This window comes from Pseudomonas sp. G.S.17 (genome assembly GCF_038096165.1).
Taxonomy (GTDB): Bacteria; Pseudomonadota; Gammaproteobacteria; order Pseudomonadales; family Pseudomonadaceae; genus Aquipseudomonas.
On record NZ_CP151076.1, the window covers coordinates 5,780,865 to 5,804,576 of the forward strand.

Consider the following 23,712-nt stretch of genomic DNA (forward strand, 5'->3'; position numbering starts at 1 on the left):
AAGGCTTTGTGGGAGCGAGCTTGCTCGCGAAGAACGATAACGCGGTGTGCCAGATTTAACGTTGCGGCTGCTTTCGCGAGCAAGCTCGGCCCCCACAGATGCGATGCATGCCAAGCATTTCAAGGAAAGTCCGTATGCCCAACCTCATCACCTACAAAACCCCGATCCTCGCCGATTGGGTCGACTACAACGGGCATCTGCGCGATGCCTTTTACCTGCTGATTTTCAGCTACGCCACGGACGCCTTCATGGACCGCATCGGCCTGACCTGCGACAACCGCGACGCCAGCGGCCATTCGCTGTTCACCCTGGAAGCGCATATCAATTACCTGAACGAGGTGAAACTGCGCGAGCTGGTCGAGGTTCGCACGCAAATCGTCGCCCATGATCACAAGCGCGTGCATCTCTACCACAGCCTGCACAAGGTCGATATCGACGAGCCATTGGCGGCCAGTGAGCAAATGCTGCTGCATGTGGATCTGGCCGCCGGGCCACGCTCCGCGCCGTTCGATGAGGCCGTGTTGAATGCGTTGCTGGGGATCGTGGAAGACCAGAAGGACTTGCCTGCGCCGAGGTATGTCGGGCGGGTGATTGGCATTCGAGAACCGTAGGACCGGCTTTAGCCGGGAGGAGTCTCGTATAGCCACTGCATTTATGTCGCCAGAAAAACGCTCCCCCGGCTAAAGCCGGTCCTACGGGGAATGCTGTGATCTTCCACCCATAAAAAAACCCGCATCGCTGCGGGCTTTTTCATTGCTGGATCAACCGGGCTCAGTTGATCTTGGCATCCAGCTCGCCTCGGGCGTAACGCTCGAACATCACGTCCAGGGAAACTGGCTTGATCTTCGAGGCATTGCCGGCGGTGCCGAATGCTTCGTAGCGAGCGATACACACGTCACGCATGGCCGTTACGGTCTTGGCCAGGTATTTACGCGGATCGAATTCGCTTGGGTTTTTCGCCATGAACTCGCGGATTGCGCCAGTGGAGGCCAGACGCAAGTCGGTGTCGATGTTGATCTTGCGCACGCCGTGCTTGATGCCTTCGACGATTTCTTCAACCGGTACGCCGTAGGTTTCTTTGATGTCACCGCCGAACTCGTTGATGATTTTCAGCCACTCTTGCGGCACCGAAGACGAACCGTGCATGACCAGGTGCGTGTTCGGAATGCGCTTGTGGATTTCCTTGATGCGATCAATCGCCAGGATGTCACCGGTAGGCGGCTTGGTGAACTTGTACGCGCCGTGGCTGGTGCCGATGGCGATGGCCAGGGCATCGACCTGGGTTTTCTTCACGAAGTCGGCGGCTTCTTCCGGATCGGTCAGCATCTGGCTGTGATCCAGCATGCCTTCAGCGCCAACGCCGTCTTCTTCGCCAGCCATGCCGGTTTCCAGCGAGCCCAGAACACCCAGCTCACCCTCGACCGAAACACCGCAAGCGTGAGCGAAGGCAACAACCCGGCGCGTCACTTCAACGTTGTATTCGTAAGTGGTTGGCGTCTTGCCGTCCACACCCAGCGAACCGTCCATCATCACCGAGCTGAAGCCCAGCTGGATCGAGCGCTGGCAGATGTCAGGGCTGGTGCCGTGGTCCTGGTGCATGACCACCGGGATGTGCGGAAATTCTTCGACAGCAGCGAGAATCAGGTGACGCAGGAACGGGGCGCCGGCATATTTGCGAGCGCCGGCCGAAGCCTGAACGATCACCGGGGAATCGGTCTTGTCGGCCGCTTCCATAATGGCGCGCATTTGTTCCAGGTTGTTGACGTTGAAAGCTGGAACGCCGTAACCGAATTCGGCTGCGTGGTCCAACATCTGGCGCATGCTGATAAGTGCCATTGTATGTGTCTCTCCCGGTAGGGTCGTTAATCGTGCAAACCTGCCGTAGCGGCGGCTGCTGTTCAAGTTCTGAGCATCGGCCAGAGGGCCGTGCGCTCGATCATCGGCGCAGGTGTAATCCGGTGTTTATCGGGCCTTGCAGCCGCGACCGATCAAATCATTGGTGGCTTCCCAGTAAACCAGGCCTTCGTCACCCTTGTCGTTGAACGCCAGCACGCCGTTGCTATACAACGACGGCGTACCCGGCTCGGCCTTGAGCCTGAAAACCTGATCGCTCTCATTGAGCCGGACATCAACCTCGGCCTTGGCCTGACCGACAAAACGCCAGTGAACCTGGGCTTTGCTGTCGCACACCCAATGCGTCCAGGTGTCGCCTTGTTCCGGTGCCTTCATGCTGGCGCAACCACCAAGCACTGCAAGTGTCGCAAGAGCAATCACGCCTTTCATTACTTCTCCTGGCCTGCCCCGTGAAGCACGGCAGATGCCAGTTGCTTCGTTCTATCAGGGGCAGTTCTGTTCCTGATTCCGATCATCGGCCGGCTCACCCGTTGCCTGCGCTTCGACCCGTTGTTCGTTCTGGGTCGTCGGCACATTCACGGCCGCCGGAGTAAATACTTCACAGGCCTTGGAGTGCGCTCCAGACCCGCTGCAACCGGCCAATAGCACACAACTGACCAGGGCCAGAGCGGAGATTTTCATGGTGAAGTTCCTTATTCAGAAAAGTTATCCACCTGTTAATGACCACTTTTGTACCCGGTTGTTGCCAAATCAATTGCCGGAAGGGCTTTTAGCGACAGCCCACTGGCCCGACGGTCGGCATGAATTCGTATTTATCCAGCGCCGTTTCGCCGCCCCTCTTGTAGAGGATCGGCACGGTTTCAGCCTGCCAGTGAGCCTGATAGCAGCTGACTTGCAGCACATCAGGCGCACGGTCCACCTCGCCGGCTTCCGGCTCGCTGGCACATCCGCTGAGCAAACCCGCGACAATCAACAGCGGTAACGGCTTAAGCATGTGAATTCCCTTTATCCAAAGCCGGTTCTCAGGCCTTGGCGCGTTGTTCCAGTATTTCCACGGCTGGCAGGACTTTGCCTTCGACAAACTCCAGAAACGCACCGCCACCGGTTGAAATGTAGGAGATTTGATCGGCTATGCCATATTTGTCGATTGCCGCCAGGGTGTCGCCGCCGCCCGCGATGGAGAACGCCGAGCTATCCGCGATGGCCTTGGCCAGGGTCTTGGTGCCTTCACCAAACTGGTCGAACTCGAACACGCCTACCGGACCGTTCCACAGAATAGTCTTGGAAGATTTCAGTAGTTCGGCGAAGTGCGCTGCAGTTTGCGGGCCGATGTCGAGAATCATGTCGTCATCGGCAACGTCGCCGACCAGTTTGACGGTCGCGGCGGCGCTTTCGGCAAATTGCTTGGCAACCACGACGTCCACCGGCAAAGGCACGCTGACCTTGGCGGCGATTTCCCGGGCAGTGTCCAGCAGATCAGGTTCGTACAGCGACTTGCCAACGTTGTAACCGGCCGCAGCCAGGAAGGTGTTGGCGATGCCGCCGCCGACGATTAGCTGATTGCAGATGGCGCTCAGGCTGTTGAGTACGTCGAGCTTGGTGGAAACCTTTGAGCCGGCAACGATGGCCGCCATTGGCTGGGCCGGAGCGCCGAGGGCTTTGCCCAGGGCATCCAGCTCGGCAGCCAGCAGCGGGCCTGCCGCAGCAATCTTGGCGAACTTGGCCACGCCGTGGGTCGAACCTTCGGCGCGGTGTGCAGTGCCGAAAGCGTCCATCACGAACACGTCGCACAGGGCCGCGTATTTCTGCGCCAGCTCGTCAACGTTCTTCTTCTCGCCCTTGTTGAAGCGCACGTTCTCGAACAGCACGATGTCGCCGGGCTTGACGTCAACGCCGTCCAGGTAATCAGCCACCAGCGGCACGTCGCGGCCCAAGGCCTTGCTCAGGTATTCGGCGACTGGCTTGAGGCTGTTTTCAGCGGAGAACTCGCCTTCGGTCGGACGCCCAAGGTGCGAGCAGACCATCACGGCCGCGCCCTTTTCCAGTGCCAGCTTGATGGTCGGCAACGACGCGAGAATACGTGCATCACTGCTGACTGCGCCGTCCTTGATCGGGACGTTGAGGTCTTCGCGGATCAATACGCGCTTACCTTGCAGGTCGAGGTCGGTCATCTTCAACACGGTCATGAGTGAATCCCTGTTTTTACTGTTGTTGGTCTGCGACGCGCAAAAAATGATCAGCGACGTCAAGCATTCGATTGGCAAAACCCCATTCGTTATCGAACCAGGCCAGCAGATTGACCAGCCGTGGGCCGGATACGCGGGTCTGACTCGCATCGACGATGGCCGAATGAGGGTCATGGTTGAAATCGCAACTGGCGTGCGGCAGTTCGGTATAGGCCAGCAACCCTTTCAGCGGTCCGCCTGTGGCGGCCTCGCGAAGAATGCGGTTGATTTCAACGGCGTCGGTATCGCGCGCGCTTTGCAGCGTGATATCCAGGCACGACACATTGACGGTCGGCACACGCACTGCTTTGGCCTGAATTCGGCCGGCAAGTTCCGGAAGCAGCCGCTCGATGCCTCGCGCCAGACCAGTGGACACTGGAATGATCGACTGAAAGGCCGAGCGCGTGCGGCGCAGGTCTTCATGATGATAGGCGTCAATCACCGGCTGGTCGTTCATCGCCGAGTGGATCGTGGTGATGGTCACGTATTCCAGACCGATGGCCTGATCCAGCAGGCGCAGCAACGGCACGCTGCAATTGGTGGTGCAGGACGCTGCCGAAACCAGCAGCTCATTGCCGGTCAGGGTCTGCTGATTGATGCCGAACACGATGGTGGCGTCGACATCGGCTTCGCTGGCCATGGGCTGGGAAAACAGCACACGTGGCGCGCCGGCATCGAGAAAGCGCTGACCGTCTTCGCGGTTGTTGTAGACCCCGGAACACTCCAGCACCAGATCGATATCCAGCGCGGCCCAGTCAATGCCTTCGGGGGTTGCACTGCGCAATACTTTGATCTTGTGATCATTGATGTGCAGGTATTGCCCTTCGACCCGCACTTCACCGGGGAACCGGCCATGTGTGGAGTCAAAGCGCGTGAGGTATTCAAGACTGGCCATGTCGGCCAGATCGTTGATGGCGACCACTTCGAACCCGGCCTTCGCCCCCCGCTCGCAAAGCGCGCGAACGACGCAACGACCGATACGGCCGTAGCCGTTGAGTGCAACTTTATAAGGACGGTGCTGGGGCATGGGGTTCTCGTGGTGATAAATCAGATTGCGCAAACCTTGTGGGAGCGAGCTTGCTCGCGAAGAAAGCAGCACGGTAACTCAGACACTCCGCGTCGCATCATTCGCGAGCAAGCTCGCTCCCACAGGGGCCAATCATTTCATCAATCAGTCTTCCAGCAACTCTTCAGCCGTACCCAGGATGTTTTCCAGGGTGAAGCCGAACTCTTCGAACAAGGCCGGCGCAGGCGCCGATTCGCCGAAAGTGGTCATGCCGATGACGCGACCTTCCAGACCGACGTACTTGTACCAGAAGTCCGCATGAGCAGCTTCGATGGCGATACGCGCGCTGACCTGCAACGGCAGGACGGTCTGCTTGTACATCGCGTCCTGGGCATCGAACACGCTGGTGCATGGCATGGAAACCACGCGCACGTTGCGACCTTGCGCGCTGAGCGCGTCGAACGCCTGCACAGCCAGACCGACTTCCGAACCGGTAGCGATCAGGATCAGCTCAGGCTCGCCGACACAATCACGCAGCACGTAACCGCCACGGGCGACATCCGCCAGCTGGATGGCGTTGCGCGCCTGGTGAGTCAGGTTCTGACGCGAGAAGATCAGCGCCGATGGGCCGTCATCACGCTCAAGAGCGTATTTCCAGGCAATCGCCGATTCCACCGCATCCGCTGGACGCCAGGTATCAAGGTTCGGCGTGGTGCGCAGGCTGGTCAGTTGCTCGATTGGCTGGTGCGTCGGGCCGTCTTCGCCCAGACCGATGGAGTCGTGGGTGAACACGTAGATCACACGCTTCTTCATCAACGAGGACATGCGCACCGCGTTACGGGCGTATTCCATGAAGATCAGGAAGGTCGCGCCGTAAGGCACGAAGCCGCCGTGCAGGGCGATGCCGTTCATCATGGCGCCCATGCCGAACTCACGCACACCGTAATGCAGGTAGTTGCCGCTGGCGTCTTCGCCGGTGATGCTCTTGCAACCTTTCCAGATGGTCAGGTTGGAACCGGCCAGGTCAGCCGAACCACCGAGGATTTCCGGCAACAGCGGGCCGAAAGCGCTCAAGGCGTTCTGGCTGGCTTTACGGCTGGCGATGGTTTCGCCCTTGGCGTTGACTTCAGCAACATACGCTGCGGATTTCTCGGCGAAGTCAGCGGGCAACTCGCCGCTCATGCGACGGATCAGCTCGTTGGCCAGCTCAGGGTGCGCAGCGGAATAGGCAGCGAAACGCTGATCCCACTCAGCCTCAACCACCAGGCCTTTTTCTTTCGCGTCCCACTCGGCATAGATGTCAGCCGGGATTTCGAACGGACCGTGGGTCCATTTCAAGGCTGCGCGGGTCAAGGCGATTTCGTCGGCACCCAGTGGCGCGCCGTGGGACTCTTCCTTGCCTTGCTTGTTCGGCGAACCGAAACCAATGGTGGTCTTGCAGCAGATCAGCGTCGGCTGGTCGCTCTTGCGAGCGGTGTCGATGGCGGTCTTGATTTCGTCGGCGTCATGGCCGTCGACGTTGCGAATCACCAGCCAGCCGTAGGCTTCGAAGCGCTTTGGCGTGTCATCGGTGAACCAGCCTTCGACTTCGCCATCGATGGAGATGCCGTTGTCGTCGTAGAAGGCGATCAGCTTGTTCAGGTTCAACGTGCCGGCCAGCGAGCCGACTTCGTGGGAAATGCCTTCCATCATGCAGCCATCACCCAGGAAAACGTAGGTGTGGTGGTCAACGATGTTATGGTCCGGGCGGTTGAATTGCGCGGCCAGGGTTTTTTCGGCGATGGCAAAACCAACGGCGTTGGCCAGGCCTTGGCCCAATGGACCGGTGGTGGTCTCGACGCCAGGGGTGTAGCCGTATTCCGGGTGACCCGGTGTGCGGCTGTGCAGCTGGCGGAAGTTTTTCAGGTCGTCGATAGACAGGTCGTAACCGGTCAGGTGCAACAACGAATAAACCAGCATCGAGCCGTGACCGTTGGACATGATGAAGCGGTCGCGGTCGGCGAATGCCGGATTGGCAGGGTTGTGTTTCAGATAGTCGCGCCAAAGTACCTCGGCGATATCCGCCATGCCCATAGGGGCACCGGGATGGCCGCTGTTGGCTTTTTGCACGGCATCCATGCTGAGTGCACGAATGGCGTTGGCACGCTCACGACGGCTGGGCATCGCTGATCTCCTGGGAACTGGGAAAAGAATGGATCTGAAAAAGGCGAGCATTTTCCCTCAGGCACTGGCTGGGGGCAATGGAAGATAACGGCTTGTGGTTGTTTTTCCTGCCGGCTGTTCGTTATTTGTACACCTATGGCTTTCTGCTAGCGCCAATCGCGGAATCGTGACGCCTGAGAACTGCCACCCATCACCCAATATCAAAACTTTTTGATATTGCTCTTGCGACAACCGAGGTCGCTAACTAGACTGCCAGCCATATGAACCTTCGCGTACCAGCCATTCGCCACGACGATTGCGACGACCTTTCTGCCCTGTGCAAGGCCGGCGGCGATCCACTGCGGCTGAATGTCTTGCGCGCGCTGGCCAACGATTCGTTCGGCGTGCTGGAACTGGCGCAGATCTTCGCCATCGGCCAATCCGGCATGAGTCATCACCTCAAAGTGCTGGCCCAGGCTGATCTGGTGGCGACGCGTCGCGAAGGCAATGCGATTTTCTATCGTCGCGCGCTGCCCCACACCGGGCAGACCGGCGGCCGCTTGCACGCGGCGTTGCTTGATGAAGTGGACTCGCTGGCGCTGCCGGACGATGTACAGGCGCGTATCGGTCTGGTGCATCGGCAACGGGCCAGCGCCAGCCAGGATTTTTTCGCACGCACCGCCGAGAAATTTCGCGCCCAGCAGGACTTGATCGCCGGCCTGGCGCAGTACCGTGACAGCTTGCTGTCGCTGCTCGACAAACTGAGCTTCGGCCCCGACGCCACGGCACTGGAAGTCGGCCCCGGCGATGGCGGTTTTCTGCCGGAGCTGGCGCGCCGCTTCAAGCATGTGACGGCGCTGGACAACAGCCCGGCAATGCTCGAACTGGCCCGCCAGGTCTGTTCGCGCGAGCAACTGGCTAACGTCGAGCTGAAACTGGCCGATGCATTAAGCGCCGCCAATGTGTGCGCCGATTGCGTGGTCTTGAACATGGTGCTTCACCACTTCGCCGCACCGGCCGAAGCACTTAAACAACTGGCCAACCTGGTGCAACCAGGCGGTAGCCTGTTGGTGACAGAGTTATGTAGCCACGACCAGAGCTGGGCAAAGGAAGCCTGTGGCGATCTCTGGTTGGGTTTTGAACAGGATGATCTGGCCCGTTGGGCCATCGCTGCGGGGCTAGTTCCCGGGGAAAGCCTCTATGTAGGCTTACGTAATGGTTTCCAGATCCAGGTTCGCCACTTTCAGCGACCGGCTGGCAACACTCACCATCGGTAAAATTCAGGAAACCCGTAGAGATGAGCGAATACTCCCTTTTCACCTCCGAGTCCGTGTCCGAAGGGCATCCAGACAAAATCGCCGACCAGATTTCCGACGCGGTGCTGGACGCCATCATCGCTGAAGACAAATTCGCTCGTGTAGCGTGCGAAACACTGGTCAAGACCGGCGTGGCGATCATTGCTGGCGAAGTGTCCACATCGGCTTGGGTCGATCTGGAAGACATCGTTCGTAAAGTCATTCTCGACATCGGCTACAACAGCTCCGACGTCGGCTTCGACGGCGCGACCTGCGGCGTGATGAACATCATCGGCAAGCAGTCCGTGGACATCGCCCAGGGCGTTGACCGCAGCAAGCCTGAAGATCAGGGCGCTGGCGACCAGGGCCTGATGTTCGGCTACGCCAGCAACGAAACCGACGTGCTGATGCCTGCACCGATCACTTTCGCGCATCAACTGGTGCATCGCCAGGCTGAAGCCCGTAAATCCGGCCTGCTGCCTTGGCTGCGTCCGGACGCGAAATCCCAGGTCACTTGCCGTTACGAAAACGGCAAGGTGGTTGGCATCGACGCAATCGTTCTGTCGACCCAACACAACCCGGAAGTTTCCTACAAAGACCTGCGCGAAGGCGTGATGGAGCTGATCGTCAAGCACGTGCTGCCAGCTGAACTGCTGCACAAAGACACTCAGTTCCACATCAACCCGACCGGCAACTTCATCATCGGTGGCCCGGTTGGCGACTGCGGCCTGACCGGTCGCAAGATCATCGTCGACACCTACGGCGGCATGGCCCGTCACGGCGGCGGCGCGTTCTCCGGCAAGGATCCATCCAAGGTTGACCGTTCGGCGGCTTACGCCGGTCGTTACGTTGCCAAGAACATCGTCGCTGCCGGCCTGGCCGAGCGTTGCGAGATCCAGGTTTCCTACGCAATCGGCGTCGCGCAACCGACTTCGATCTCGTTGAACACCTTCGGTACCGGCAAGCTGTCCGATGACAAGATCATCAAACTGGTTCGCGACAACTTCGACCTGCGTCCATACGCAATCACCACCATGCTCGACCTGCTGCACCCGATGTACCAGGCCACCGCGGCCTACGGCCACTTCGGTCGTACCCCGGTTGAAATGACGGTTGGCGATGACACCTTCACCGCCTTCACCTGGGAAAAAACCGACCGCGCCGACGCCCTGCGCGCCGCTGCTGGTCTGTAATACGCCTTAAGCTTCAGGCGTAAGAAAAGCCCCTGGCGACTGTGGTCGCCAGGGGCTTTTTTGGTTTGCGTGTCCCATCCTTTGTGGGAGAGGACTTGTCCTCGATGAGTCAGACCGACCGACCTCAATCTGCCTGACAGCACTTCATTGCCTGCCAATCTCTTCGAGGACAAGTCCTCTCCCGCCAAAGCAACGCATACTCCTGGCTTCTTTACGCCCTTCTCGCCACCAACAGCACTGAAGCTGCACTCGCCAGCAACCCGGCGCAGATCCGGTTGAACAACCGTTTGCCACCCGGTCGGGCGAACAGGCGTCGGGCATGAATGCCCATGCACGCGTAAAGCGCGATGGCGATGCATTCCATGGCAAGGAACAATCCGCCCAGCACTGCGAACTGATCGGTCACCACCCCCGACTGATCGACGAACTGCGGCAGGAACGCGGTAAACAGCAGGATCGCCTTGGGTTTGCCGATGGCCACCAGAAACTCCTGCCGCGCAAGGCTGCCCGTGCCTTTGGCGGGCGCGCCCGATTCGCCAGCCTCGTCCGCCCTGGCCCGCCATAGCTGAAACGCGAGATAAAAAAGGTAGGCCGCGCCGACAATCTTGATCGCATGAAACAACCATTCAGAAGTGTGCAGCACGGCGGTGAGCCCCGCCGCCGCCAGCGCAATCATGATCGCGAATGCCAACAAGCGTCCCAGCCCGCCCAGGCAGGACTTGGCAAAACCGTAGCGAGTGGCGTTGCTGATCGATAGCAGGTTGTTCGGACCCGGCGCCATGTTCAGCGCGAAGCAGGCCGGGACGAAAACCGCCAAGGTCGAGATATCCATGATTTACCCCTGAGCGCGTAGCGATTGAAGGGCAATCTTGCATCGCTCTCGTCGAGGTTCCAAGACACAGTCACCGAGCAATAAGCGGCGAACTGTACCGGCGGAAAAACCCGGTAACCACGCCACGCACCAGCCTTGAAGTGCAGCAGCTAGCCTGTCAGCCACCTCTTCAAGCAAGGATGCTTCGATGCTGCCCTTCCTGCGTGCCGCCATTTGCGTGTTTTTTGCCCTGTTCGCCGTCAACGCCCAAGCGATCAAATGCCCCGACTGGACACCCGCCAAGGCGCGAAGCCAGATCATCGACCTGCAAGGCCAGATCGAGCGATGGGACGACAGTTACCACCGCCAGGGCGTTGCGCTGATCAAGGATGAGCTGTACGACCAGTCCCGCCAGCGCCTGGGCTTCTTGCGAACTTGTTTTGCGCAACCGGCACCACTCGACGCCAGCCCGCTCAAGACCGCCAGCGGTCCGATCCTCCATCCGATCCCGCATACCGGCCTGAATAAACTGGCGGACGAAAACGCCGTGCGCGCCTGGCTCAACGGGCGCAGCGATCTGTGGATTCAGCCGAAGGTCGACGGCGTGGCGGTGACGCTGGTGTATGAGCGAGGCGTGCTGGCGCGGGTGATCAGTCGCGGCGATGGCGTTCGCGGCCAGGACTGGACGGCTCATGGGCGACTGATTCCGGCGATTCCCGCGTATTTGCCATGGGAAGAAACCCTGGTGTTGCAAGGCGAGTTGTACTGGCGACTGGAGAATCATGTGCAGGCCACGCAAGGCAGCCTGAACGCACGCAGCAAAGTGGCCGGGCTGTTGGCGCGCAATGTCGTCAGCGCCGACGAAGCCGGGGCGCTTGGCCTGTTCGTCTGGGACTGGCCAGATGGCCCCGCAGGCATGGCCGAGCGCATGGCAGGCCTTAAAGCGTTGGGGTTCGAGTCCAGCGCGCAGTACAGCGAGCCGCTGGCGAACTTTGCCCAGGCGCAACAATGGCGCGATCACTGGTATCGCCAACCGCTGCCGTTCGCTACCGACGGCGTGGTCATCCGCCAGAGTGAACGACCTCCGGCGCAGCGCTGGCAGGCCAAGGCGCCGTATTGGATCGCGGCCTGGAAATATCCTTATGCCCAGGCGCTGGCTGAGGTGCGCAAGGTCAATTTCAAGATAGGTCGAAGCGGTCGAATCACGCCGGTGATCGAGCTGAAACCGGTGCAACTGGATGACCGCAAGATCAGTCGCGTCAGCGTCGGCTCCCTGCAACGCTGGCAGGAACTGGATATTCGTCCCGGCGATCAGATCGCGGTGAGCCTGGCGGGCCTGACTATTCCACGCCTGGACAGCGTCGTCTCGCGCAGCCTCGAGCGCGCGGAACTGAAGATTCCCGATCCCGATGCGTTTCACGGCCTTAGTTGTTTTCAACCCACGGCAGGCTGCGAAAGCCAGTTCCGGGCACGACTGGCGTGGCTCAGCGGCAAAAAAGGCCTGGCCCTGAGTGGCGTTGGTCCCGGCAGCTGGGACAAACTGATAAATGCAGGTCAGATCAACGGTCTGATCGACTGGATGGCCCTTGATCGTGATCAGCTTGTTAACATTCCCGGCCTCGGCGAGCGCAGCAGCGCTAAACTGCTCGACAGTCTGCGCAGCGCGCGGCAACGACCGTTCGCAACATGGCTTACGGCTCTCGGTCTGCCGCCCGCCGGTAACGCGCAATTGGGGCCTGACTGGCAGGCGCTGGCGATGCGCAGCGCCGAGCGGTGGCAAGCAGAGCCGGGCGTAGGTCCGGGACGCGCGCTGCAACTGGTGGCATTTTTTCAGCACCCAGAAGTGCAGGCGCTGAGCGAACAGCTTCGGGCTTATGGCGTCGAAGGCTTTTAGATTTAACTAATTACTGCAGCGCCGGGGATTTCATCGTCGCCCTCGGCCGTCATCATTTTTTTCAGAAGGAGTTCATATGAAGTTTTTGTCACCTCGGGCCTTGTTGGCGTTGCTCGGCCTGTTCGCCACGCCGATTTTTGCCGCTGAACTGCCGCCGCAAGCCTCTGGATGTGTGGCCAAGAGCCAGGAAATCAGCACCAAGCTCGAAGAGGCCAAGGCCGAAGGCAACAAACAGCAGCAGGCTGGACTGGAAAAAGCCCTGAGCGAAGTGAACGCCAACTGCAGCGAGGCCACACTGGTCAAGCAGCACGAACAGAAAGTGCTGGATGCCAAGCGCGAAGTCAGCCGTCGTCAGGCCGACCTGAACAAGGCGATGACCAAGGGTGATCCGGAAAAGATCAACAAACGCAAAGACAAACTCGCCGAGTCCCGCAAGGAATTACAGGATGCCCAGACCGAGCTGGAGACGGTGCAGCCGGAGGATTAACGCGGCTCACTTCTCACAACAAGATGCGCTTTTGTGGGAGCAAGCTTGCTTGCGAAAGAAACATTTCAAGCACAAAGCTGTGGTGGACGAATTGACCTCTTCGCGAGCAAGCTCGCTCCCACGAAAGCCGGAGTTCAGCGTCTATCAATGATCGCGAAACTCTTTATGACAAGCTTCGCAAGCACCCTCCACCTTGTTCATCGCAGGCGTCAGGTTGCTGGATTTGAAGGGCCGTTCATTGCTGGCGATCACCAATGCGCCAGTGGCTGATTCCAGCGAACGGGCCAAATCCTGAAAACGTGCCTGTTTCTGCCAGACATCATCCTTGGCACTGGTGTGATCTTCTTCTTTGACCTGTGGGAAGTGTTTCCAGGGTTCGTGGGACAAGCTATCGAGCTTGACCGCTCCCTCGGTGAAGCGCTGCTCGTCAAATGCCACGCGACCACGCAACATACCGCCCAGATCTTCACTGGTCTTGAGCATCTGCTTGAAGATCGCCTTGCGCTGACCCAAAGGTGAATTCGGGTCCACACCACCGCAGGCGCTCAAGGTCGCGCAGGCCAGCACTACAACGCACAGTCTTTTCAAAGTCATGATCAACACAAGCCGAGAGAAACGGCGCCCAGTATCCTCGGCCATCCGGCAAAGACCAAGCGCTGTATTGCCGCAGTGACTGCGCCAGGTTATGCAGGCATTGGCGTCGCCGAAGCCACGAACAGCCCGACAATCAGACCCATGCCAATGATCCAGGCCAGCGAGCGCAATGCGGCCCAGTCAGCCAGATAGAAAATGATGTACAGCAGGCGGCTGGTGATGAACAGCACCGCAACCACGTCGATGGTCACCAGCTGCGCGTTGCCCGCGATGTGCGCAATGACCACCGCAGCGATGAAACCCGGCAGGATCTCGAAACTGTTGAGCTGCGCGGCATGCGCCCGCGCGGGCAAGCCTTCGAGGTTATTCAGGAAGTTGCGCGGATTGTGGTTGTGTCTGGCGTTGAACTTGCCGCTGGAAAACTTGGCGATACCTGCGCACACGACCGGCAGGAAAATCGCGATCAACACACACCAGAAAGCAACCGTCATAACAAATCCTTAGAGTTAGAGCTTCATCAGAAGCATGCCGAGCAAGAACCGCCCACAAGCTAAGAGCCGGGGCGGACAGAAAGGTTCTTCAAGATAGCTCATCCAGGTCGCAGGCTCCGACAGGCTTTCTTCAGACAGGGAGCGCAGCCTTGAAACCTGTCACACCTTGTCCAATCTTCACCAATAAGAATCCCTACGATTCGCGTTTAACCCGAATCGTAAGGAAGTTCCATGCATTCTCTATTTCGTTTGCGGCCCACGGTCGCCATGACGAAGCTCGCGCTGGCGTGCCTGATTGCCCAAAGCGCGAGCGTTCAGGCTCAGGACAGCGCAGCCGCTCCGGTCACCGTGCTTGAAGAAGTGACCGTCACCGCATCCGGCTATGAGCAGAACGTGGAAGATGCCCCCGCTTCCGTGACCATCATTACCGGCGATGAGCTGCGCAAGCGCTCATTCCGCGACCTGACCGACGCGCTGCGTGACGTCGAGGGTGTCACGGTCAACGGCAGCGCCAACGAGACGGACATTTCCATTCGCGGCATGCCCGCCGACTACACGCTGATTCTGGTCGACGGCAAGCGCCAGAGCGCCCGGAAATCCCGAGTGAACGGCAATGCCGGCTATAAACAAAGCTGCATTCCGCCAGCCGAGGCCATCGAGCGTATCGAAGTGGTGCGCGGCCCGATGTCGTCGCTGTACGGTTCCGATGCCATTGGCGGCGTGATCAACGTGATTACCCGCAAGGTCTCGCCGCAATGGGGCGGTGCGGTCACTTACGATTATTCCGCGCGCCAGCACAGCGATCCATTCGCCGCATCTTCGGCCTTGCGCACATCAAACCCGTGCCGCCGCAGATACACCGCCAGTGGATCACGGATCTTGCGATGGTCATCGACGATGAGGACGCGCGGAGCGGGATGTGCGGTTGGATTGAGCATATTGATTCAGAGACTGGTGGGAGCGTGCGGCAGAAAAGTTGAAGTTAGATCTGATCACATATGCGGATAATTCCCATTAGCATCGGCGATCATAGCCGATCGCTTTGTTGAAGGCATCCTTTGCAACGTCCGCGCCCTGCCGGGGTCAATGCCTGACTGGTTTTACCGGGAAAGCAATGTGCCTGCATCCGCCGCAGGTCCATCAAACCTTTGCCTGCTGACGTGCAACGTCAGGCGGGCACGCTTTGAATCGTAATGACGGGAATACCGATGCTTGAACTCGCTGCCGGTTTTATCTGCCTCACCTCGCTGCTCACTTATGTGAATTTTCGATTTATCGGCCTGCCGCCCACCATTGGCGTCATGGTCACCGCGCTGCTGTTCTCGCTGATCCTGCAAGGCCTGAGTTTCATGGGCTATCCGGGTCTGGAAGACCGCGTGCAACAGTTGATCGGCCAGATTGATTTTGGCGATCTGCTGATGAACTGGATGCTGTCGTTCCTGCTGTTTGCCGGCGCGCTGCACGTCAATCTTGGCGACCTGAAACACTATCGCTGGCCCATCGGCCTGCTGGCGACCTTTGGCGTATTGATCGCCACGACCGTGATCGGTGCGCTGGCGTACTGGATCTTTGGCTGGTTCGGCTGGCACGTCAGCTTCCTGTATTGCCTGTTGTTCGGCGCGCTGATTTCTCCTACCGATCCCATCGCAGTGCTGGGCGTGCTGCGTACTGCCAACGCATCCAAGCCGCTGAAAACCACCATCGTCGGCGAATCGCTTTTCAATGACGGCACCGCCGTAGTGGTGTTCACGGTATTGCTGGGCATCGCGCAACTGGGCGAAACCCCGACCGTCGGCGAAACCGCCATGCTGTTCGTTCACGAAGCGGTGGGCGGCGTGCTGTTCGGTGGCCTGATAGGTTACGCCGTGTACTTGATGATCAAGAGCATCGAGCAGTACCAGATTGAAGTCATGCTGACCCTGGCACTGGTGATCGGCGGCTCGGCGATGTCCACCGAACTGCATGTGTCGGGCCCCATCGCGATGGTCGTCGCCGGTTTGATCATCGGCAATCTGGGCCGCAATCTGGCGATGAACGACATGACCCGTCGCTACATGGACGGTTTCTGGGAACTGCTCGATGACATGCTCAACGCCCTGCTGTTCGCGCTGATCGGCATGGAGTTGCTGCTGTTGCCGTTCTCGTGGTCGCACTTGCTGGCGGCCGGGCTGCTGGCGGTGGCGATTCTGCTGTCGCGCTTCGTCACCGTGGCGCCCGCGATCATGTTGTTGCGTCGCTGGAAAACCGTGCCCAAAGGCACGATCCGCATCCTCACCTGGGGCGGTCTGCGCGGCGGGGTTTCCGTGGCGCTGGCCTTGGCGCTGCCGCTGGGCCCGGAACGCGACCTGCTGCTGAGCATCACGTATATCGTGGTGCTGTCGTCGATCCTGTTGCAGGGTTTAACGATTGGCAAACTGGTCAAGGCCGTGACCCGCGACCAGCCGCAAGAGCAGAATGCCGGGCACTGATTCTGCGATTGCAGTCATACCCCTTGCGATTGGCTAAGATGCCACGACCGCCAGCCCGCCCTGGCGGTTTTATTGATGCTCAGGAGCACCCATGCCCCGCGAAGAGGAGACCGCCGTTGTCGGCGGCGCACTCATGATTCCCGCCCAGCGCCGGGCGTTGATGCTGCGCCAGTTGCGCAAGCAGCAGGTGCTCAGCGTGCATCAGCTGGTGGAAATGTTCGATTGGTACACACAGACTGCACAGGTTCACCGTGATCCAACTAGTGGAGGCTTGCCCGCGAATCGATTTACCTGGCGACACCTCGATTGACTGGCCTGACGCCTTCGCGGGTAAGCCTCTTTCCAACAACGTGCATCCGGTTTTTTATCACTCGTTAACCTCTTCGTCCTTGAACTGATCCTTCACGTACAGAATCTCGGTGCGGCCATGGGGTGCGGGCAAGCCGTCTTCGCCCAGGTTGACGAACACCATCTTTTCCACCGTCAGAATGCTCTTGCGCGTGATTTTGTTGCGCACTTCGCAGGTCAGGGTAATGGAGGTACGGCCGAACTCGGTGGCGGTGATGCCCAGTTCAATGATGTCGCCCTGCCGCGAGGCGCTGACGAAGTTGATCTCGGAAATGTACTTGGTCACCACACGCTGGTTACCCAGTTGCACGATGGCGTAGATCGCCGCTTCTTCATCGATCCAGCGCAGCAGGCTGCCGCCGAACAAGGTGCCGTTTGGATTGAGGTCTTCGGGTTTAACCCACTTGCGGGTGTGGAAATTCATGCTCACTCCTGACCGTTGTGCCGATTGATGCCGTCCATAATGGCAGACCCTGGGCTTCAGCTCTATTGACCATGGGCTATGACATCGATTGACCCGGCGCCACTTATTCGATGGAAAGCCTTGGGCTACGTCGTCAGCTTGGCTATAATGCCCACCGCTTCACAACGGTCATCTTCCCTTGATACCGTTTTCCCGCCACCTGTCCGAGGGGCGCTGCAGCAGGTTTTCCTGTCAGGCTCGGATGGGGCGTTGTTCGACCGGATTGTTCCGTCGGGCCTTAAACGCACAACGGCGCCCATTCGCACACTACGAATGGAGAGTCTCAATGAGTGCTGGACTTACGCCTACAGAAAATACGCCCGCAGATTTTTCCGACTACAAAGTAGCCGACATGTCCCTGGCTGCCTGGGGCCGTCGCGAAACCATCATCGCTGAATCCGAAATGCCTGCCCTGATGGGTCTGCGCCGCAAATACGCTGGCGAACAACCGCTCAAGGGCGCGAAGATCCTCGGCTGCATCCACATGACCATTCAGACTGCCGTGCTGATCGAAACCCTGGTTGCCCTGGGTGCCGAAGTTCGCTGGTCGTCGTGCAACATTTTCTCCACTCAAGACCAGGCTGCTGCGGCCATCGCTGCTGCCGGTATCGCGGTTTATGCCTGGAAAGGCGAAACCGAAGAAGAATACGAGTGGTGCCTTGAGCAAACCATCCTGAAAGATGGCGCGCCTTGGGATGCCAACATGATCCTCGACGACGGCGGCGACCTGACCGAGCTGCTGCACAAGAAATACCCGGCCATCCTGGACCGCGTCCACGGCGTTACCGAAGAGACCACCACCGGCGTTCACCGCCTGCTGGACATGCTGGCCAAGGGCGAGCTGAAAATCCCGGCCATCAACGTCAATGACTCGGTGACCAAGAGCAAGAACGACAACAAATACGGCTGCCGTCACAGCCTGAACGACGCCATCAAGCGCGGCACCGACCACTTGCTGTCCGGCAAGCAGGCTTTGGTGATTGGCTACGGTGACGTGGGCAAGGGTTCGTCTCAGTCGCTGCGTCAGGAAGGCATGATCGTCAAGGTTTCCGAAGTCGATCCGATCTGCGCCATGCAAGCCTGCATGGACGGTTTCGAACTGGTTTCACCCTTCATCGACGGCATCAACGATGGCAGCGAAGCGAGCATCGACAAAGCGCTGCTGGGCAAGATCGACCTGATCGTGACCACCACCGGTAACGTCAACGTTTGCGATTCGAACATGCTCAAGGCGCTGAAAAAACGCGCTGTAGTGTGCAACATCGGTCACTTCGATAACGAAATCGACACGGCTTTCATGCGCAAGAACTGGGCATGGGAAGAAGTGAAGCCGCAGGTGCACAAGATTCACCGTACCGGCACTGGCGCGTTCGACCCACAGAACGACGACTACCTGATCCTGCTGGCCGAAGGCCGTCTGGTAAACCTGGGCAATGCCACAGGTCACCCGAGCCGCATCATGGACGGTTCGTTTGCCAACCAGGTTCTGGCGCAAATCTTCCTGTTCGGTCAGAAGTACGCCGATCTGTCGCCAGCCCAGAAAGCCGAGCGCCTGACCGTTGAAGTACTGCCGAAGAAACTCGACGAAGAAGTGGCCCTGGAAATGGTCCGCGGTTTCGGCGGCGTTGTGACTCAACTGACCAAGACCCAGGCCGACTACATCGGCGTGACCGTCGAAGGTCCGTTCAAGCCGCACGCTTATCGCTACTGATTGATCGAGCCGGCCTCGCTTCTGTTGGAGCGAGGCTTGCCCGCGAATGACCGCGAAGCGGTCACATATCCGCGTTTCACGATCAAGATTCTGAAGGTCGTTCCGACCTTATCGCGAACAAGTTCGCTCCTACAATGAGATCGGCGTCCATGTCCCTCGACCGTCGCTACAGCTTCGAATTCTTCCCGACGAAGACCGATGCTGGCCATGAAAAGCTGCTGAATGTTGCTCGTCAGCTAGCCAGCTACAACCCCGATTTTTTCTCCTGCACCTACGGTGCCGGTGGCTCGACCCGCGACCGCACGATCAACACCGTGCTGCAGCTGGAGAGTGAAGTAAAGATTCCTGCGGCCCCGCATTTGTCCTGCGTTGGCGACAGCAAGGCCGATCTGCGCGCCCTGCTGACCCAATACAAGGAAGCCGGCATCAAGCGCATCGTTGCCCTGCGCGGTGACCTGCCGTCCGGCATGGGCATGGCCAGCGGTGAGCTGCGCTACGCCAGCGACCTGGTGTCATTCATTCGTGAAGAAACCGGTAGCCACTTCCACATCGAGGTCGCCGCTTACCCGGAAATGCACCCGCAAGCGCGCAACTTCGAAGACGATATCAAGAACTTCGTGCACAAGGCCCAGGCCGGTGCTGACAGCGCGATCACCCAGTATTTCTTCAACGCCGACAGCTATTTCTACTTCGTCGAGCGCGTGCGCAAACTGGGCGTGAACATTCCAATCGTGCCGGGCATCATGCCGATCACCAACTACAGCAAGCTGGCGCGTTTTTCCGACGCTTGCGGTGCAGAAATCCCACGCTGGATCCGCAAGCAACTGGAAGCCTACGGCGACGACGTGCAGAGCATTCAGGCGTTCGGCGAGCAGGTCATCACGCAGATGTGTGAGCAGCTGTTACAAGGCGGCGCACCCGGATTGCACTTCTACACCTTGAACCAGGCGGATCCTAGCCTTGCCATCTGGAATAACCTCCAGCTGCCGCGATAAACGCGGGGTTTATTTGTAGAAGCGGGTCTGTCACATTCGGGCAACGTTCGTCCGGTAGGTTTTCTTCACCCGAAGACCTGCCATTGCCCTGATAACGGTGTAGATTTTTGACTTCACGCACGACGTTCACTTCGACCCCACAACTCGTCTATCTGGTCTTCGGAGCTCCGACCTATCATCAGGAGGCCGTCTTCAGCATCGCCAGTGCTTTGGCCGGCATGCGCAAGACGCCCGATCAAGCCCTCGACATCCAGGTCTTCAGCGACAACCCCGAGCCTTACGAACATCTGCCGGTTCGCGTGCGTACGCTGGACGAACAGACCCGTAAAGCCTGGAGCGCCCCGCACGGCTATCACTTCCGCACCAAACACGTCGCGTTACGCACCGTGCTGGAGGAATGCGAGCGCGCCTTGCTGATCGATACCGACACATTCTTCCACGGTTCGCCGCTGGAGCTGTTCGAGCGGGTCAAACCCGGCACGTTGCTGTGTAATGCGTTCAACCTGCGCTACGGCATGTATCAAGAGTCCGAGCTGTACACCAAACTCGCGCCAATCCTCAAGGCGCGGGGGCTGGCGGACGACGACATGCTGCTCATAAACTCCGGCGTCATCGGCCTGGAACGCCAGGATGCGGATCTGCTGGACCAGTCGATTGCGCTGATGGACGAGCTGTATCCGCTGGCAAAAGGTGCGTACACCCTTGAAGAGTTCTGTCTCGGCGTGGCGGCGTATCGCAGCAAAAACGTCAATCAGTGCCCCGACCTGATCCACCATTACTGGAGCCGCAAGCAGTTGTTTCGGGCCAAGGTCCGCGCCTGGTTGGGCAAGCACGGCGACGATCCGACAAGCGAACAAGCGCTGGACGACACCCAGCAGGTCACCACTCGCCTGCCGCGACCGCCGAGCTGGCAACGCATGCTGTACAAGGGCGCAACCCTGGGTGTGCCAGCCCATCAGCGGCAGTTCGTGCGGGAAATCCTCTATGGCTGCTGCCGGCACAGCAATGAGTTCGACCGCGCCTGCGCAACGGTGTGGTGGGAAAAAGCCCAGGATAACGCCGAGCAACGCCTGAATCAGACCCTTGAACCGCATCAGCTGGAACACTGGCTCAATCACTGGGTAGTGCGGCAGATTCTGGGGCGCCGACGCCGGGCCATCTACGAGCATTTACTGCAACGCAAAGCCGGTTGATTCCTGGGTGGGGCTGCGCTGAAACGCGGCCCTGACACCGTTGAGCAGCAGGAACGCGGCGCGGGGCGATAGCTCTGTTATACTCCGCGTTCCCGCCAGGCTTACGCCCGGATGCTCGGTCTTGCAGAAGGCACCTCGATCACGTCAGCAGCGCACTTCTTTTTTCCCGCGCCCATGTCACGAGATGTACTAAAGACCAGCAGGACCGGACGGGATTGCGTCTTCCAGGATTCGAACGAAACGTCACCGAGCGCCGATCAGGCAACCCGCATGATCGGCGCCCAGACAGCTTCTGTTCAATTCGGACCGCCATTCGCGCCAGGCAAGATCATCCCTTTGAGCTAAAGCTCTAACCAGAACAGGATTACTCATGTCCTTTGCTTCCCTCGGTCTCTCCGAGGCTTTAGTCCGCGCCATCGAGGCAGCGGGCTACACCGAGCCTACTCCGGTGCAACAGCGGGCAATTCCCGCCGTGTTGCAAGGTCGTGACCTGATGGTCGCGGCTCAGACAGGTACTGGTAAAACCGGCGGATTCGCCCTTCCGATTCTGGAGCGGCTGTTTCCCGGTGGTCATCCGGACAAATCCCAGCGTCACGGCCCGCGCCAACCGCGCGTACTGGTCCTGACCCCTACCCGCGAACTCGCCGCCCAGGTGCATGACAGCTTCAAGGTCTACGCCCGCGACTTGAAGTTCGTCAGCGCCTGCATCTTTGGCGGCGTCGGCACCAATCCACAGATCCAGGCCATGGCCAGAGGCGTTGACGTGCTGGTGGCCTGCCCTGGCCGTCTGCTCGATCTGGCCGGTTCAGGCAGCGTCGACCTGTCCCACGTTGAAATCCTGGTGCTCGATGAAGCCGACCGGATGCTCGACATGGGCTTCGTCCACGACGTGAAGAAAGTCCTCGCGCGCCTGCCTGCCAAGCGTCAGAACCTGCTGTTCTCGGCAACGTTCTCCAACGACATCACGGCTTTGGCCGGCAAGCTGCTGCACAACCCCGAGCGCATCGAAGTCACGCCGCCGAACACCACGGTCGAGCGTATCGAGCAACGGGTGTTCCGTCTGGCCTCGAACCACAAGCGTTCGCTGCTGGCGCACTTGATTACCGCTGGCGCCTGGGAACAGGTTCTGGTCTTTACTCGCACCAAGCACGGCGCCAACCGTCTGGCCGAATACCTGGACAAACACGGCCTCAGCGCTGTGGCAATCCACGGTAACAAGAGCCAGAACGCCCGGACCAAAGCCCTGGCCGACTTCAAGGCTGGTGACGTTCGCATCATGGTTGCTACCGATATCGCCGCGCGCGGCCTGGATATCGACCAGTTGCCGCATGTGGTCAACTTCGAGCTGCCTAACGTCGACGAAGACTACGTGCACCGTATCGGCCGGACTGGCCGTGCGGGCCGCAGCGGCGAAGCGATTTCGCTGGTCGCCCCGGACGAAGAAAAACTGCTGAAAAGCATCGAGCGCATGACCAAGCAGAAGCTTGCTGATGGCGACTTGATGGGTTTTGACATCACTGCAGTCGAAGCCGAGAAGCCTGAAGTTCGCGAGCGTCCGGACGTGCGTAATCCACGCAATCCGCGCGGTCCGCGTGGTGATGGCCCGAACGGTGGTGGCGGTGGCGGCGGTCGCAAGGATAAAGGCAAGGACAAGGGCAAGGAAAAGTCGGCAACGGCTACTACCGGCGAACGTCCGGCGCGTCCGGCCCGTGAGCAAAAGCCTCGCGAAGCAGGTCCGGCCCGTGAACAGCGTCAGCCGTCCACGCCCCGCGCAGCGCAGCCGCAGTCAGCCAATCGCGCTCCGGATGAGTTCCTGGACGACGAAGTGGATAACTTCGGCAACCGTGCTGACTACGTCAGTCCGTATCAGGGCAAAAACCAGGGTCGCGGTCGTCGTCCTGGTGCTCCGGCATCCGCTCCGGCTGCAACTACACCCGGCGCAGCACCTGCCGCACGTGGCCCGCGCCCAAGTGGCCCGCGTACCGGCGCTGGCGCAACCACCGGCACGCCGCCGGCCAAGCGCAACGGCCCACGCAGTGGCGCACCCCGTGACGGCCAGGCCCGTCGCGAGGAGCAACCCCGCAATCGCCGTCCGGCTCGTGATGATCAGCCAGCTCGCCAGGAACCTGCAGTCACAGGCCCTCGCGATGGCCAGCCAGCACCAAAGATCATGCACAAAGAGTCGAAAAGCGACCGGTTCCCGTCCGCTGAACAGCTCGATCAACTGCCAAGCCGCCCACGCGGTGAAAAACCGGCCTTGCTGACGCGCAACCGCGAAGGTTAAGCAAAGCAGGCAGCAAAAAAACGCCCCGGACTGGTTTCAGTTCGGGGCGTTTTTCGTTGGCGCGACGCTGCTCGACACACGATTCCTCAGACAGCGAAATCGGTAGGAGGGGACTCGTCCCCGAAAGCGATTGGCCGGGTAAAGAGATAATCCAGACGTTATCGCCGACTGAGCTGACGTCTCGGGGACAAGTCCCCTCCTACAGTGGGCTCTATGTGTGCTGCTCGACACGATCCCTCAGACAGCGAAATCGGTAGG

21 protein-coding genes, 4 pseudogenes and 1 riboswitch are annotated in these 23,712 nt (G+C 59.5%); of the genes and pseudogenes, 12 read left to right on the plus strand and 13 right to left on the minus strand.

Going from position 1 to position 23,712, the window contains the following annotated elements:
* Positions 1-134 precede the first annotated feature (134 nt).
* Positions 135-611: a thioesterase family protein gene (locus tag AABC73_RS26990; protein ID WP_341521631.1), complete on the plus strand. Its 477-nt coding sequence runs from the start codon at positions 135-137 to the stop codon at positions 609-611.
* Between the two features lie 160 nt (positions 612-771).
* On the opposite strand, the gene fba is transcribed toward AABC73_RS26990, so the two are convergent.
* The 7 genes from fba to tkt form a co-directional block, all read right to left on the minus strand.
* Positions 772-1,836 (minus strand): class II fructose-bisphosphate aldolase, encoded by a 1,065-nt coding sequence (gene fba / locus AABC73_RS26995; protein WP_020293577.1) that lies wholly within the window; start codon positions 1,834-1,836, stop codon positions 772-774.
* A 126-nt stretch (positions 1,837-1,962) separates the two neighbouring features.
* Positions 1,963-2,283: an MliC family protein gene (locus AABC73_RS27000; protein WP_065831572.1), complete on the minus strand. Its 321-nt coding sequence runs from the start codon at positions 2,281-2,283 to the stop codon at positions 1,963-1,965.
* A gap of 54 nt (positions 2,284-2,337) precedes the next feature.
* The gene (locus tag AABC73_RS27005; protein WP_341521632.1) at positions 2,338-2,535 is read right to left on the minus strand and encodes a hypothetical protein; all 198 of its coding nucleotides are present in this window, start codon (positions 2,533-2,535) and stop codon (positions 2,338-2,340) included.
* Between the two features lie 88 nt (positions 2,536-2,623).
* Entirely contained in the window at positions 2,624-2,848 is a 225-nt protein-coding gene (locus AABC73_RS27010) for a hypothetical protein (protein ID WP_331148985.1), read from the minus strand.
* A 28-nt stretch (positions 2,849-2,876) separates the two neighbouring features.
* Positions 2,877-4,040, minus strand: coding sequence for a phosphoglycerate kinase (locus AABC73_RS27015; RefSeq protein WP_341521633.1), 1,164 nt, complete (start codon positions 4,038-4,040; stop codon positions 2,877-2,879).
* Between the two features lie 16 nt (positions 4,041-4,056).
* Positions 4,057-5,106, minus strand: a complete 1,050-nt coding sequence (epd, locus tag AABC73_RS27020; RefSeq protein ID WP_341521634.1) for an erythrose-4-phosphate dehydrogenase — start codon at positions 5,104-5,106, stop codon at positions 4,057-4,059.
* 144 nt (positions 5,107-5,250) lie between these two features.
* Positions 5,251-7,248 carry a transketolase gene (tkt, locus tag AABC73_RS27025; RefSeq protein ID WP_341521635.1) on the minus strand — a complete coding sequence of 666 codons (1,998 nt, stop codon included), beginning with the start codon at positions 7,246-7,248 and terminating at the stop codon, positions 5,251-5,253.
* A gap of 260 nt (positions 7,249-7,508) precedes the next feature.
* On the opposite strand from tkt, the gene AABC73_RS27030 reads away from it, so the two are divergent.
* Together AABC73_RS27030 and metK are read left to right on the plus strand one after the other, a co-directional pair.
* The gene (locus AABC73_RS27030; protein WP_341521636.1) at positions 7,509-8,504 is read left to right on the plus strand and encodes a metalloregulator ArsR/SmtB family transcription factor; all 996 of its coding nucleotides are present in this window, start codon (positions 7,509-7,511) and stop codon (positions 8,502-8,504) included.
* A gap of 20 nt (positions 8,505-8,524) precedes the next feature.
* Complete coding sequence (metK, locus tag AABC73_RS27035) at positions 8,525-9,715, plus strand: methionine adenosyltransferase (protein ID WP_020293568.1); 1,191 nt, start codon at positions 8,525-8,527, stop codon at positions 9,713-9,715.
* Between the two features lie 211 nt (positions 9,716-9,926).
* On the opposite strand, the gene AABC73_RS27040 is transcribed toward metK, so the two are convergent.
* Complete coding sequence (locus AABC73_RS27040; RefSeq protein WP_341521637.1) at positions 9,927-10,547, minus strand: LysE family translocator; 621 nt, start codon at positions 10,545-10,547, stop codon at positions 9,927-9,929.
* Between the two features lie 187 nt (positions 10,548-10,734).
* Between AABC73_RS27040 and ligB the strand changes: the two genes are divergently transcribed.
* Complete coding sequence (gene ligB, locus AABC73_RS27045; RefSeq protein ID WP_341521638.1) at positions 10,735-12,420, plus strand: NAD-dependent DNA ligase LigB; 1,686 nt, start codon at positions 10,735-10,737, stop codon at positions 12,418-12,420.
* Positions 12,421-12,496: 76 nt separating this feature from the next.
* Positions 12,497-12,907 (plus strand): DUF1090 domain-containing protein, encoded by a 411-nt coding sequence (locus AABC73_RS27050; RefSeq protein WP_331149192.1) that lies wholly within the window; start codon positions 12,497-12,499, stop codon positions 12,905-12,907.
* A 144-nt stretch (positions 12,908-13,051) separates the two neighbouring features.
* On the opposite strand, the gene AABC73_RS27055 is transcribed toward AABC73_RS27050, so the two are convergent.
* The 3 genes and pseudogenes from AABC73_RS27055 to AABC73_RS27065 form a co-directional block, all read right to left on the minus strand.
* On the minus strand, positions 13,052-13,501 hold the full coding sequence (locus tag AABC73_RS27055) for a cytochrome c (RefSeq protein WP_341521639.1): 450 nt from the start codon (positions 13,499-13,501) through the stop codon (positions 13,052-13,054).
* An 89-nt stretch (positions 13,502-13,590) separates the two neighbouring features.
* Positions 13,591-13,992 carry an MAPEG family protein gene (locus AABC73_RS27060; protein WP_341521640.1) on the minus strand — a complete coding sequence of 134 codons (402 nt, stop codon included), beginning with the start codon at positions 13,990-13,992 and terminating at the stop codon, positions 13,591-13,593.
* Positions 13,993-14,007: 15 nt separating this feature from the next.
* Positions 14,008-14,094 (minus strand): annotated as a pseudogene (locus AABC73_RS27065) (EamA family transporter); the annotation flags it as partial.
* 129 nt (positions 14,095-14,223) lie between these two features.
* Here AABC73_RS27065 and AABC73_RS27070 point away from each other — a divergent pair.
* A pseudogene (locus AABC73_RS27070) lies at positions 14,224-14,796 on the plus strand (TonB-dependent receptor plug domain-containing protein); the annotation flags it as partial.
* 5 nt (positions 14,797-14,801) lie between these two features.
* Here AABC73_RS27070 and AABC73_RS27075 read toward each other — a convergent pair.
* Positions 14,802-14,930 (minus strand): annotated as a pseudogene (locus AABC73_RS27075) (response regulator); the annotation flags it as partial.
* A 270-nt stretch (positions 14,931-15,200) separates the two neighbouring features.
* Here AABC73_RS27075 and AABC73_RS27080 point away from each other — a divergent pair.
* Entirely contained in the window at positions 15,201-16,460 is a 1,260-nt protein-coding gene (locus AABC73_RS27080) for a sodium:proton antiporter (RefSeq protein WP_341521641.1), read from the plus strand.
* A 91-nt stretch (positions 16,461-16,551) separates the two neighbouring features.
* Positions 16,552-16,683 (plus strand): annotated as a pseudogene (locus AABC73_RS27085) (DeoR/GlpR transcriptional regulator); the annotation flags it as partial.
* A 144-nt stretch (positions 16,684-16,827) separates the two neighbouring features.
* Here the strand turns inward: AABC73_RS27085 and AABC73_RS27090 are convergent.
* Entirely contained in the window at positions 16,828-17,232 is a 405-nt protein-coding gene (locus AABC73_RS27090) for a hotdog domain-containing protein (RefSeq protein ID WP_341521642.1), read from the minus strand.
* 199 nt (positions 17,233-17,431) lie between these two features.
* A riboswitch (S-adenosyl-L-homocysteine riboswitch) is annotated at positions 17,432-17,536 on the plus strand.
* 21 nt (positions 17,537-17,557) lie between these two features.
* Here AABC73_RS27090 and ahcY point away from each other — a divergent pair.
* The 4 genes from ahcY to AABC73_RS27110 all read left to right on the plus strand — a co-directional run bounded on the left by ahcY (position 17,558) and on the right by AABC73_RS27110 (position 23,454).
* Entirely contained in the window at positions 17,558-18,982 is a 1,425-nt protein-coding gene (gene ahcY, locus AABC73_RS27095) for an adenosylhomocysteinase (RefSeq protein WP_341521643.1), read from the plus strand.
* Positions 18,983-19,131: 149 nt separating this feature from the next.
* On the plus strand, positions 19,132-19,977 hold the full coding sequence (gene metF, locus AABC73_RS27100) for a methylenetetrahydrofolate reductase [NAD(P)H] (protein ID WP_341521644.1): 846 nt from the start codon (positions 19,132-19,134) through the stop codon (positions 19,975-19,977).
* 107 nt (positions 19,978-20,084) lie between these two features.
* On the plus strand, positions 20,085-21,170 hold the full coding sequence (locus tag AABC73_RS27105) for a hypothetical protein (protein WP_341521645.1): 1,086 nt from the start codon (positions 20,085-20,087) through the stop codon (positions 21,168-21,170).
* 370 nt (positions 21,171-21,540) lie between these two features.
* Positions 21,541-23,454, plus strand: coding sequence for a DEAD/DEAH box helicase (locus tag AABC73_RS27110; RefSeq protein ID WP_331149209.1), 1,914 nt, complete (start codon positions 21,541-21,543; stop codon positions 23,452-23,454).
* Positions 23,455-23,712 lie beyond the last annotated feature (258 nt).